At 69.1% G+C, this 11022-nt stretch carries 14 protein-coding genes; 10 read left to right on the forward strand and 4 right to left on the reverse strand.

Annotated features, from left to right (window positions below):
* Nucleotides 1-323 precede the first annotated feature (323 nt).
* The gene (locus tag V7D28_RS10310; protein WP_333587299.1) at nucleotides 324-1052 is read right to left on the reverse strand and encodes a M23 family metallopeptidase; all 729 of its coding nucleotides are present in this window, start codon (nucleotides 1050-1052) and stop codon (nucleotides 324-326) included.
* Nucleotides 1053-1253: 201 nt separating this feature from the next.
* Nucleotides 1254-2021, reverse strand: a complete 768-nt coding sequence (locus V7D28_RS10315; protein WP_333587300.1) for a tRNA1(Val) (adenine(37)-N6)-methyltransferase — start codon at nucleotides 2019-2021, stop codon at nucleotides 1254-1256.
* A gap of 103 nt (nucleotides 2022-2124) precedes the next feature.
* Between V7D28_RS10315 and V7D28_RS10320 the strand changes: the two genes are divergently transcribed.
* Nucleotides 2125-3135: a polyprenyl synthetase family protein gene (locus tag V7D28_RS10320; RefSeq protein WP_442957927.1), complete on the forward strand. Its 1011-nt coding sequence runs from the start codon at nucleotides 2125-2127 to the stop codon at nucleotides 3133-3135.
* Between the two features lie 12 nt (nucleotides 3136-3147).
* Here the strand turns inward: V7D28_RS10320 and V7D28_RS10325 are convergent, their stop codons facing one another.
* Complete coding sequence (locus V7D28_RS10325) at nucleotides 3148-3747, reverse strand: DUF3617 domain-containing protein (protein WP_333587301.1); 600 nt, start codon at nucleotides 3745-3747, stop codon at nucleotides 3148-3150.
* Nucleotides 3748-3845: 98 nt separating this feature from the next.
* On the opposite strand from V7D28_RS10325, the gene V7D28_RS10330 reads away from it, so the two are divergent.
* The 3 genes from V7D28_RS10330 to V7D28_RS10340 all read left to right on the forward strand — a co-directional run bounded on the left by V7D28_RS10330 (nucleotide 3846) and on the right by V7D28_RS10340 (nucleotide 4880).
* Entirely contained in the window at nucleotides 3846-4118 is a 273-nt protein-coding gene (locus tag V7D28_RS10330; RefSeq protein ID WP_333587302.1) for a GNAT family N-acetyltransferase, read from the forward strand.
* Nucleotides 4115-4273, forward strand: coding sequence for a hypothetical protein (locus V7D28_RS10335; RefSeq protein WP_333587303.1), 159 nt, complete (start codon nucleotides 4115-4117; stop codon nucleotides 4271-4273). Before V7D28_RS10330 ends, V7D28_RS10335 begins: the two co-directional genes overlap by 4 nt.
* A gap of 85 nt (nucleotides 4274-4358) precedes the next feature.
* Entirely contained in the window at nucleotides 4359-4880 is a 522-nt protein-coding gene (locus tag V7D28_RS10340) for a retropepsin-like aspartic protease (protein ID WP_333587304.1), read from the forward strand.
* Between the two features lie 4 nt (nucleotides 4881-4884).
* Here V7D28_RS10340 and sfsA read toward each other — a convergent pair whose 3' ends face one another.
* Nucleotides 4885-5583 (reverse strand): DNA/RNA nuclease SfsA, encoded by a 699-nt coding sequence (gene sfsA, locus V7D28_RS10345; RefSeq protein WP_333587305.1) that lies wholly within the window; start codon nucleotides 5581-5583, stop codon nucleotides 4885-4887.
* A gap of 196 nt (nucleotides 5584-5779) precedes the next feature.
* Here sfsA and V7D28_RS10350 point away from each other — a divergent pair, with 196 nt between their 5' ends.
* The 6 genes from V7D28_RS10350 to V7D28_RS10375 all read left to right on the forward strand — a co-directional run.
* Nucleotides 5780-6322, forward strand: a complete 543-nt coding sequence (locus V7D28_RS10350; RefSeq protein WP_333587306.1) for a BLUF domain-containing protein — start codon at nucleotides 5780-5782, stop codon at nucleotides 6320-6322.
* 447 nt (nucleotides 6323-6769) lie between these two features.
* Complete coding sequence (locus V7D28_RS10355) at nucleotides 6770-7129, forward strand: methyl-accepting chemotaxis protein (protein WP_333587307.1); 360 nt, start codon at nucleotides 6770-6772, stop codon at nucleotides 7127-7129.
* A 92-nt stretch (nucleotides 7130-7221) separates the two neighbouring features.
* A complete protein-coding gene (locus tag V7D28_RS10360) occupies nucleotides 7222-8778 on the forward strand; it encodes a PAS domain S-box protein (protein ID WP_333587308.1) in 1557 nt (518 codons plus the stop codon).
* Complete coding sequence (locus V7D28_RS10365; protein ID WP_333587309.1) at nucleotides 8741-9265, forward strand: ATP-binding response regulator; 525 nt, start codon at nucleotides 8741-8743, stop codon at nucleotides 9263-9265. Before V7D28_RS10360 ends, V7D28_RS10365 begins: the two co-directional genes overlap by 38 nt.
* A gap of 115 nt (nucleotides 9266-9380) precedes the next feature.
* A complete protein-coding gene (locus V7D28_RS10370) occupies nucleotides 9381-10448 on the forward strand; it encodes an efflux RND transporter periplasmic adaptor subunit (RefSeq protein ID WP_333587310.1) in 1068 nt (355 codons plus the stop codon).
* 2 nt (nucleotides 10449-10450) lie between these two features.
* The coding region (locus V7D28_RS10375; RefSeq protein WP_333587311.1) for an ABC transporter permease at nucleotides 10451-11022 on the forward strand (572 nt) is incomplete at its 3' end.

Below are 11022 nucleotides of genomic sequence, written 5' to 3' on the forward strand. Positions count from 1 at the left end.
TCCCTGGGGTTTTAGGCTTTCGCCCTGGACATGCCGTCAGGCTCCCCGACGAACGACAGATTAGCTCTGATCGGCGAAACGAGAAGCGCTCTTCAGATGCGATCGCCGCCGCTCCAAGCCTGCCAGACCTGGATCGCTGTGTTGGGCGGCGGCGCCTATTGCGGCCAGGGGTTCGGCGCGCCAGCAGAGCCAAGGCCGACCGTGTAGTCGCCTGGCGGGGCGTGGCTTCACGCAAAGAGGTGACGCCGCGCCAAGCCTCAGCGGGGGATGACCGCCGCGATTGATCCCTCGCAGCCGCGCGTCAGGTCGCCTGGCCGCGACCCTTAGTCTCCGGCGAGGCTCTCGACCACGGCATAGCGGGCGACGATCAGTTCAGTCGCGTCAAGCTTGCTGCGGTTGTCGGAGATCTCCAGGTGGACATGATCGGTCATACCGGCGGGATAACGCGATTGCAGACTGCGCGCCCGGCCTATGGTGGCCCCGAGGGCGACGGCCTGGCCTTCCTGCACAGAGGGATCAACATAAAAGACCCGCGCGGTGTACCCGAGCGCCGGGTTGCTGATCTCGATGAACTTCAACTCCGGCGCGTTGGCGTAGGCGTGCCCGATCTTGCTCACATACCCGGAGATCGGGGCGTGAATTGGCTGGCCCGGGATCGCCACATAGTCCACCCCATCATGGGCGCGATGACCGCCGTCGCGAGAGGCCCCGAAGGCGCCGGAGCCATAGGCGTCGATGGTGCGCGGCGCCTGACCCGTGGGATTGACGAAATCCGGTGCGCCGTCCCCGTCAATGTCCTTCCCCTCCCAGACCAGCTGACGGGCGGCTAGCCGCGGGCCGACGGCGGCGGGCGCCGGCGGGCCGCGCAGCACCTCAGCCAGAGGCGAGGCGGCCGCCGCCTGGCTGATGCGCGCCACCACGCCGGCGGCGGGCTTGGCGAGCGCATTGGTGGCCACGCTGGCGGCCATCAGGGCGGCCAGGGCGATGGAGATGCGGTGGATCGGGTGACGCCCAGGGGTCGGGGCGACGGGGGAAAGGTCCTGCCTCTGCAAATCTCTTCTCGTCGATGCGTTTCAGGGGCGCCCGCGGGAACCCCTGGCGTAATTCGTTGTTGTAGATGTGCAGCGCGTGGGCCGTCTGGTCCGGCTCTCTGGCGGAGCCTCGTTGCGCCTGTCTCCAGCCTATAGGTTGGAATTTGGGCGCCTATGCGGCGCAATGTCCCGGAAAATCAATCGGTTATTGTTAAGCTTGGCTCAGCGCCAGGCGATCGCGGCCGTTCCGCGCAGGATCGCTTCGGCCTCGGACGTGTGCTTGGCGGCCCCGTCGCGTTGGTGCAGCACCAGCGGCGGGAGCACAAGCAAGGGCGCCTTTCCGAGCCGCACAGCGCGTATCAGGACCCGCTTGGCCGGGGCGTCGGGAAAGGCGTGGATCGGCCGCACCTGGAACGAACCGCCCCGAGCGCCAAGGCCCATGAGCAGGTCCGCCAAGCGGTCGGCGCGGTGGATCACGGTCACCCGCCCGCCGTCACGCACCGCGCGCATCAGGAAGTCGCACCAGGCCGCAAGCCCGTCCTCGGCCATCCAGGCCCCACGCTTCTCAGGGGAGGGCGTGCGCAGCGTTGCGGGGTCATCGAAGAAGGGCGGATTGGCCATGGCGGCGTCGAATGGCGCGAGCCCCAGGACCTTGAAACCACGAGCCACGTCGCCCTCCACTGCCTCCACCCGCTCGGATAGGCCGTTTTCGGCGATGTTACGCCGGGCCAGGAGCAGGGGGACACGGTCGCGCTCCAGACCCGTGAAGCGGGTTTCAGGCCTACGCCACGCGGCCGCCAAGAGAGCCCCGCCCGCGCCGCACCCGACCTCGAGCACCCGGGCGCCGGCCGGCGCGTCGCAGGCGGCGGCCAGGAGGGCCGCGTCCAGTCCGGCCCGGTAGCCCCGCGCGCCTTGCCAGAACACGAGCCGGCCATCGAGAAGCGTGTCGCAGGTCGCCTCGGGCGACGGAACGGGGGCGTGCTCGTCCATGGGCCATCCTCAGGCGCCCGCCGCGCCTTGACCGCCCCCTATCGCGTGACCATTGTCCGGACGCAATGGCGGCCGCTGGCCGTCCCGTTGGAGCATTTACGTTTTGGACGCCGCCCAAGCCGACTCCCAGGCCAAGCCCGTCAGCATCGATCGCCTGCTGAAGATCGCCGGTCCCGACATGGCCGGCGTCGACACCATGATCCGCGACCGCATGCAGAGCCCGGTGGCCGTGATCCCGGCCCTGGCGGAGCATCTGATCGGCGGTTCGGCCAAACGCCTGCGCCCGCTGCTCACCGTGGCGGCGGCGCGGCTCACGGGCGCGAGCGACGCAGCCTGCCACAATCTCGCAGCCGCGGTGGAGTTCATCCATACCGCGACCCTGCTCCACGACGACGTGGTCGATTCTTCGGAGCTTCGCCGGGGCAAGGTGGCCGCCCACCTGATCTGGGGGGCTCCCTCCAGCGTGCTGGTGGGGGACTTCCTTTTCGCCCGGGCTTTCGAGCTGATGGTGGAGACCGGCTCCATGGCGGCCCTGGAGATCCTGGCCCGCGCCAGCCGGGTGATCGCCGAGGGCGAAGTGCTGCAACTCACCCGCGCCCATGATCTAGATCTCGACCAAGCGGTCTATCTGGAGATCATCAAGGCCAAGACCGCCGAACTCTTCGCCGCGGCCGCCGAGTCCGGCGGGGTTTGCGCCGGCGCCAGCCCCGAACAGGCCGCCGCCCTTCGCCGCTATGGCCAGGAACTGGGCCTGGCCTTCCAGCTGGTGGACGACGCCCTGGACTATTCGGGGACCAGCGAGACCCTGGGCAAGAACCCCGGCGACGACTTCCGGGAAGGCAAGGCGACCTTGCCCCTGATCCTGGCCATTGAGCGCACCGGCGCCCAGGAGCGGGACTTCTGGATGCGCACGGTGGACGCCCGCGACCAGACCGAGGCCGACTTCGAGCGCGCCCGCACCCTGGTGGAAGACTCCGGCGCCCTGGAGGCGACCTTGAAGGCCGCCGCCGGCTATGCGGAGGGCGCCAAGTCGGCCCTGGCCCACTTCCCGGCCGGGGAATGGCGCTCGGCCCTGGCCGACCTTGCTGACTTCGCCGTGGCCCGCCGGGCCTGACGCTTTTCCGGCTCAGCCGCCGGGCGCTAGATCCAGCATGTTGATGCGGATGCCCCCCGGCAGCTGCATGTCGCCGGGGCGGAAGCCATCGGGACAGGCGCCCTGCCAGACGCCTTCGATGCGCATCTGACGCGTCCCGTTCATCTGCGGTGCGCTGGCGCCGACGGTGGAGGTTTCGGCCTCAACGACATAGCGACTCTGGAAGTCGCCGGTGACGACGCCCGATGTGGTGGTCCGCCCGCCCGCGCCCATGTCGCAGACGCTGTAGAACTGCCAGCCCCCATCGGTGCGCGGCGAGACCAGGTTCTTCTCGCAGACCTCCTGCGTGGCCGGCTGGCCCCACCAGCTGAAGCGTGCTTCCAGGGCCTCGTCCAGGCAGATGCGGCTGACCTGAACCATGCCTTCGGACGACACCCGCTGTTCCCAGAGGCCGGGCCTGCGTCGGGGCGCCTCTGCGCCGGGCGCGGGGGTGGCGGAGGCCGCAGCTTCGGGCGCAGCCGGCGGCGGCGCGTCCGTCTCGGCCTCATTGCGCCCACAAGCGCTGAGCAGGGTCAGGGTCAGGCCCGCGCCAAGCGCCAGTGCGGTCGCGTGGCCGGCAGGTCGCATGCGCATCAGCCTTCTCCCATGCTGGCTTGCCCTTTGGCAGGCTAGATCTTCAACTAGGCTTAGCCGGGATCGAAATCCCCGTTAAGCCCGTTGGAGAGGCCATGATGAGCGAACTTCGCAACAATGCCGCGGCCGGCCGCTACGAGATGGATGAGCAGGGTCAGACCTCCTGGGCGGACTACCGCGAACAGGACGGCTGCCTCTACATCGACCACGTGGAAAGCCCGCCGGCCCTGCGGGGAACCGGGGCGGCGGGGCGGCTGATGGCGGCCCTGGCGGCTGACGCGCGGGCTCGAGACCTCAAGATCACCCCCATCTGCGGCTATGCCGCGGCTTGGCTGCGGCGCAGCCATGACTACAGGGACCTTCTCACATGAGCGGCAAGGACCAACCCCACCGGCCGACAGAGACGCCGGAGCATCGCGACCGTCGGCAGGAGACCGGCGGAGAGCCCGCGCTGAGCCCCGTGGGGCCTCAAGGGGGCGCGGCCCTTTCGCCCCTGCGCAAGCGTCCTGAGCATGAGAAGGACTAGGCTGGCCTGCGCCTGCGGCGTTGCGGCCCTTGCGCTTGCGGCTTGCGATCAGCCTCTGGCGCCCGGACGCGCGGCGCCGGCGCAGGTGGCCTACGAACCCGGTCAGTCCGGTACGGTGGACCACGCCCTCTGTCTGCTGGGCTTTATCGGCGCGCCCCTGGAGCCGCTGGCCAGCGGCCATCACGTCATCACCGGCCAGCTGAACGGCCAGCCCGCGCGCTTCATCCTCGACACCGGGGCCAATCGCAGCGTTGTGCATTCCGCCCATGCCGATGGCTTCGGCCTGACGGCCCGGCGCGCGGCGCCCGGCGTGGCCATGGGCCTGGGCGGGGCGCTGCGGGCGTCGATGGCCAATATCGAAAGCCTGAGCCTGGGCGGGGTCGATATCCGTCAAGGCAGCCTGATGCTGGCCGATCTGTCCCAGATGGAGGCGGTGCTCGGCCGCCTCAGCGGTGAACCCGTGCACGGCATCATCGGCCAGGACGTCATGACCGAGCATCGCGCGGTGGTGGACGTCGCCCGCCACATGCTGCACCTCCAGGCGCAGGACGCCGATCCGGCGCCTGTCCCGGCCGAGCGTTGCGAGGCTCAGGCCGCGGCGGGGTGAACGCCTAGATCACCGCCACCGGCCGGCTCAGGCGCACGGTGTCCGGAGAGATGTCACAGGCATAGGCATAGACCTCCACCCCCTGCTGGCGCACGGCCGCCAGGGTCTGGGCGAAGACCGGATCCAGATCGGCGCAGGCGGCGAAGCGGTCGCAGTCGGTGCGCTGGATCACGAAGACCACCACGGCCCGGTCGCCCGCCTGCGCCATCGCCGCCAGTTCCCGCAGGTGCTTGGCCGAGCGCGCGGCGACGCAGTCGGGAAACTCGGCCAGCCCCCCGCCCCGCATGAGGTGGCAGTTCTTGACCTCCAGCCAGCACCGCCGCGCATCGGCGCCTTCCAGCAGGAAGTCCACCCGGCTGGCCGCGCCGAAGCGGACCTCGCGGCGGTGGGTGGCGTAGCCGGTGAGCTCGGCCAGGCGATCCTCGGCCAGGGCCTCGGCCACCAGTCGGTTGGGATGCATGGTGTTGACGCCCACCAGGCCGCCGTCAGCCTCCACCAGTTCCAGGGTGTGGGCGAGCTTGCGCTTGGGATCGGGCGAGCGGGACAGCCAGACCGGCAGGCCCGGCGCGTTCAGCCCCAGCATGGCGCCGGGGTTGGGGCAGTGGGCGGTGATCTCCTGGCCGTCCTCCAGCGCCACATCGGCGAGGAAGCGCTTGTAGCGTCGGACGAGGCGGCCACGCGTGAGGGGGCTGACGAACTGCATCGTCGACCCCTAGCAAACTGAGCGCCGATCTCGAACGGGCGAAATGGCGGGCGCGCATTGACCTGAATCAAGGTCGACGAACGCGGGGCGCCCAAAATGAGCGGCGTATCGACGCGCCCCGCCACGTCAGCCTTCTGCGTAACCGTCTTCGTCCCGCCCCATGTGTCCTGAAACCCTCGGCCCGCTGACCGGAGAGATGATCCGCGCCGCCCGGGCGTTGACCAGGCTCAGTCGGCAGGAACTTGCGACGGCGGCGGGCGTGGGGCTCGACACGATCAAGCGCCTGGAAGAATTTCGAGGAACGGTCCGCGCCAACGCTGAGACGCTCGCCAGGATCACGGCCGCCTTTCGGGCCAAGGGCGTCAGCCTGCGGCACGACGCCGACTGCTCGGAGGTTGTCGTCTTCCACCCGGCCGCGCCTGGGGAAGGCGGTGCGGCCGAGTTCGAGCCCGGCGGCCAGGGCGCGCTGCACCGCATAACTTACATCAGCCGCGCCACGGGACCGGCGGGCCGCGAGGCCGAGGTTCTGGAAACCATCCGACATGAAGCCGGACGGCGAAATTCCCGCTTGGCGGTCACCGGCGCCCTCTGGTTCGCGGACGGCTTCTTCCTGCAATCCATCGAAGGGCCGAAGTCCAGCCTCCAGGCTCTGGCGGGCATGATCGCTCTGGACCCCAGGCACACCCAGCCCATGGTTCTTGAACAGTCGGAAGTCGCCGAGCGGACGTTCACCGGGTAGCTGACCTGCGCGCCGCATGTGGCCGCTCAACTGGTCGGAATGCCGCAGCTCTCCTATGGCATCTCGCCGGAGGCGGCCCTCAGCCTCCTTCGCAGCTTGGCGGATTCCGTTCCGCCGGGACCCGGCATCGAACGCTGAACGTCGCGATAGGGGCGCCGTGCGCTGGGGTGCGGGGGTGAGGATCGTCCCATGGCGGCGCCTTTTTCCTGCGCTTACTCTTTTTAGGTAAGGGATTTAGGGCTCGTTAACCCTCAGTTACGCCTCAAGCCAAAAACCTCTCGAGTATGCCAGTAGAGGCGCACGTTCAGGGGGCGAACAATGCTTATCTATACTTTAGATCGAGATGCGGTCTCGCGGTCATCGGAGCGTTCTCCACTCGCGCCGCGCCGAAACGGTCATCTGGCCAGGGCTCAACCCCGCCATTGGGTCGCTCGCGAAGCCGCTGGCGTGGACGCCGTAACCGCTGAGCTGGCCGCCCAGGCACAGGCCGCCTGGCGCGACATGGGTCTCGCCATCTCCGCCTATCTGGAGGCCGCCGAAGTCGTCCGTCGACGGGCTGAAGCCGAGGCCCTGGCGTGTGAAAACCTCCGCGTGGCTCAGGCCCTTGGGGCGAGGTTGACGGCCCTGGCCCAGGGCGACCTGACGTTCCGCCTGCCGGCGGGTTTGCCGGAGGCCTATGCGAACCTCGGGGATGAGTTCAATCAGGCCATGGCGGAGCTGGAACAGGCGCTGTCGGCGGTGACCCACGCCGCCGCCAATATTGACGCGAGTTCGGAACAGGTGGCGCAGGCCTCCAACGATCTGTGAGTCTGCTGTGAAACCGCCGCTTCCCCCTGGCCTGCCTCACATGGGCGCGCCTGCAAACGGCCGCAGAGCCGCAGGCTCTGGAAGGTCTGGTCATGATGACTGAAACCAGCGCGTCCGACCCGCCCGCCGGCGATCGCCCAGCCTCCGCGCCGGACGCCGAGGCGGCCCCTGCCGGCGCCGCGCCGGCGGGGCAGGCCCTTCTGTCCCTGCGACTCCAGCACTTTGATCGCGCCCAGGCGGTGACGAAGACGGGCAGTTGGGAATGGGATCTCCAGACCAATCTCATTGTCTGGTCCGATCAGGTCTATCGGATCTTCGGGCTGGAGCCGGGAGACATCGAGCCCAGCTTTCCGCGCTTTCTCGCCAGGGTTCACCCCGACGATCGGCCCGAGGTGGAGGCCACGATCCAAAGGGCGGTGAGCGGTCAGGCCTGGGAGTCCCTGGAGCACCGCATCATCACCCCGGGCGGCGAAGTCCGTGCCGTGCGGCAGGTGGGCGTGATCACGTCGGACGCCCAGGGCCGGCCCACACAGATGACCGGGGCCATCACCGATGTCACCGAGCAGCGCCGCGTCTTGGACGAGCACCGGGAAACCCGGCAGATGCTCGACAGTCTCCTGCGGGGCTCGCCCGAGGCCATCGTGGTGACGAACGGGGCGGGTGAAATCCTCATCTTCAGCGCTGGCGCAGAAGCCATGTTCGGCTATCGGAGCGCCGAGATGGAGGGCCAGCCGGTCGAGGCCCTGTTGCCGGAGGCGGTGCGTGAGGTTCACAGGCGCCATGTGCAGGCCTTCGCCGCCGAGCCGGGCGACACCCTGCTCATGCACCAGAGGACGGAAATCCGCGGCCGACGCCGTAATGGAGAGACCTTCCCCGCTGAGGCCTCCCTAAAGAAGCTCACCACCCGCGGCGGCCATATCTTCACGGCTATTGTCCGCGACCTGACCCAGGTGCGGGCCGCCGAACAACGCCTCGTGGAAGCGCGCGAACAGGCTGAACGCGCCAACCGCGCCAAATCCTCCTTCCTCGCCAATATGAGCCACGAGATTCGGACCCCCCTGAACGGCGTCCTGGGCATCACCGGCGCCTTGGCGCGGACGGGTCTGTCGCCGGCCCAGGCCGAGATGGTCGCCTTGATCGAAACCTCGGGCAAAGCGCTGGAAGGGCTGCTGAGCGACATATTGGACCTGGCGAAGGTCGAGGCGGGTTTCATTGAAATCCACGATGCGCCGCTGGATCTGGCGCGTGTCCTTCACGAAACGGCCTCCCTCTTTCAGGCTCGGGCGGCCGACAAGGGCCTGCTGATCCAGGTCCAGCTGACCTGCGAAGTCGGCGCCACATTCCGCGGCGATGAGCTCAGAATTCGTCAGGTGCTGTCCAATCTCGTCAGCAACGCCATCAAGTTCACCAAGGCCGGAGAGGTTCGCCTCAGCCTCGCCTGCGCGCAGGGCGAAGAGGATCAGACCCTGGTGACCTTCACCGTCACCGACACCGGCATCGGCTTTGACCCGGAGTTGGGCTCTCAGCTCTTCGAGCGCTTCGAACAGGGCGACGCGTCGATCACGCGCAAGTTCGGGCACGGGTCTCGGCCTCGCCATCTCCAAAGCCCTCGTGGACCTCATGGGCGGGTCGATTACGGCGCACTCTGAACCCGGCCAGGGCTCGCGGTTCGCATTCACCGTCCCCTTGCGGCGCTGTGCGCAGACCCCGGCCGAGAAGGTCGCCGCCTCCAGCGTCGTCGATGCGCCCGCCGAGGCCCTTCGCGTGCTGTTGGCGGAGGACCATCCGATCAATCGGCGGACCGTGGAACTCATCCTGGACAACCTTCCGGTGGACCTCACCTGCGTCGAGGATGGGGAGCAGGCGGTGGAGGCCTTTGCGCGGGAGCCGTTCGACGTCGTCCTCATGGACATGCAGATGCCCGTCATGGACGGGCTTAGCGCCGTGCGGTGTATCCGGGCGTTGGAGCTTGCGGAGCGGCGGCCAAGAACACCCATCTGCATGGTCACGGCCAACGCCCTTGAGGAACATCGGCGTGAGGCGCTGGCCGCCGGCGCCGACGAACTCATCACCAAGCCTTTGAATGCGGAGACGCTGATCGACTACCTGTTCAGCCAGCCCCAGGGCTGCGCCTGACGCCTTCCTGTGCGACGAAGGTCAGGCCTCGACGTTCGTCCCAGGCGGGCGCGGCGTCCAAGGCCGAGAATTCTCGTATGATCAGGCAGAAGGGAAGGTGGCGGGTGAGGCGACCATGAAGGTGTCGAGAAAAGGTGTCGGCGCTGGCCTGATCGTTGTCGCCGCCGGCATCGTGATCGTGCTCGCTCTCTTCCTCCTCAACCGCCCGCCGCAGACGCTGGTGCGGCCGGCGGAGGCGGAGCCGACGGAGCGGGTGCTGGCCGTGGTGGGGCGGATCCGGCCCATAGAACGGGTGGAGGTGCGCCCGGTCTATCCGGGCCAGGTGGTGCGGCTTCTGCGCGACGAGGGCGAGGCGGTGGCGGCTGGGGAGCCCCTGGCGGTGATCCGCGGCGCGGTGGAGGCCGCCCAGGCGCGGGCTGATGAGGCGCGGGTGGAGGCGGCGCGCGCGGCCGCGGCCGAGGCCGCCCAGTCCTATGAGCGGACGCGCACCCTATTCGAGCGCGGCTTTGCCGCGCGCGCGGCCCTCGATCAGGCCCAGGCCCAGCTGCGCACGGCCCAGGCCGAGGTGGCCGCCGCCCGAGCCACGGCCCGAGCCTCGGCGGAGCGAACCGAGGAGTTCGTGGTCCGTGCCCCGACCGACAGCCTGATCCTGGCGCGTCCCATCGATCCCGGCCAGGTGGTCGCCACCACCACGACCTTGTTCGAACTCGGCGCCACGGCCGGCAGCGAGATCGAGGCCGAGGTGGATGAGGCCTATGGCGGGGTCCTGCGTCCGGGGATGGCCGCGCGCATCTCGCCCACCGGATCGCGCCTGATCCTGGACGCCCAGGTGACGGAGGTTTCCCCGCGCATCGACGCCTCCACGGGCGGGCGGTTCGTGCGACTGTCTCATCAGGCTCACCCGGAGCTTGTGCCTGGCCGTTCGGTGGATGTGACCATCATCGTGGAGGCCGCCCAGCCGCGCCTGTTGGCGCCGCGCCAGGCTCTGGTGGACCCCACGGTCGCGCCCAAGCTCTATGTGGCCGGCGCCGACGACCGGGTGGAGGCGCGGCCGGTGAAGATCGATGACTGGCCCTCCAGCGCCGCCATCATCCTGGACGGCCTGGCGGCGGGGGAGCGGGTGATCCTCAATCCGGCCAAGGTCGAGCCGGGCCAGCGGATACGTCCTGTGACCGCGCCCTGACCATGTTCGAGTTCACCATCGCCCGCCGCTATCTGACCTCCAGCCCCCTGCAGACCCTGCTTCTGCTGGCCGGCGTGGCGCTGGGCGTGACGGTGTTCGTCTTTATCACCGCCCTGATCGAGGGGCTGGCGGTGCGGCTGACCGATGAGGTGACCTCCAACAGTCCGCATGTGAGCCTTGAGCCGGACACCCGCCGCGCCCGCATCCTGGAGGCGCCGGGCGTGCGCAGCCAGGGCGTGGCCCTGGTCTCCACCTATCAGCGCCAGCAGATCCGCCAGTGGCGCTCGGTGGTGGACCTGATCCGCACCCAGGAAGGTATCTCCGGCGTGAGCCCGCAGATCACCGGCAGCGCCTTTCTGGTGCGCGGCGAGGCGGTCCGCCCGGTCTCGGTCACCGGTCTGGAGCCCGACGGGCTCGACGTGATTTCACCCATCACGCCCAGGCTCGTCTCCGGCACGGCCAATATCGGCGCCGACGGTGTTCTGCTGGGGGAGCGCTTGGCCGAAGATCTGGGGCTGTCGGCCAACCAGCCCATCCTGTTGCGCACCGACCGCGGGGCCGAGCGGCTGCTGAC

This window comes from Phenylobacterium sp., from assembly GCF_036723115.1.
In the GTDB taxonomy this organism is placed as follows: domain Bacteria; phylum Pseudomonadota; class Alphaproteobacteria; order Caulobacterales; family Caulobacteraceae; genus Phenylobacterium.

Excerpts from the sequence above, each read along its gene's own strand:
- V7D28_RS10315 (WP_333587300.1), bottom strand. The coding sequence starts at position 2,021 with ATGGACGAGCACGCCCCCGTTCCGTCGCCCGAGGCGACCTGCGACACG.
- V7D28_RS10325 (WP_333587301.1), bottom strand. The coding sequence starts at position 3,747 with ATGCGCATGCGACCTGCCGGCCACGCGACCGCACTGGCGCTTGGCGCG.
- V7D28_RS10330 (WP_333587302.1), top strand. The coding sequence starts at position 3,846 with ATGAGCGAACTTCGCAACAATGCCGCGGCCGGCCGCTACGAGATGGAT.
- V7D28_RS10335 (WP_333587303.1), top strand. The coding sequence starts at position 4,115 with ATGAGCGGCAAGGACCAACCCCACCGGCCGACAGAGACGCCGGAGCAT.
- sfsA (WP_333587305.1), bottom strand. The coding sequence starts at position 5,583 with ATGCAGTTCGTCAGCCCCCTCACGCGTGGCCGCCTCGTCCGACGCTAC.
- V7D28_RS10350 (WP_333587306.1), top strand. The coding sequence starts at position 5,780 with ATGATCCGCGCCGCCCGGGCGTTGACCAGGCTCAGTCGGCAGGAACTT.
- V7D28_RS10360 (WP_333587308.1), top strand. The coding sequence starts at position 7,222 with ATGATGACTGAAACCAGCGCGTCCGACCCGCCCGCCGGCGATCGCCCA.
- V7D28_RS10370 (WP_333587310.1), top strand. The coding sequence starts at position 9,381 with ATGAAGGTGTCGAGAAAAGGTGTCGGCGCTGGCCTGATCGTTGTCGCC.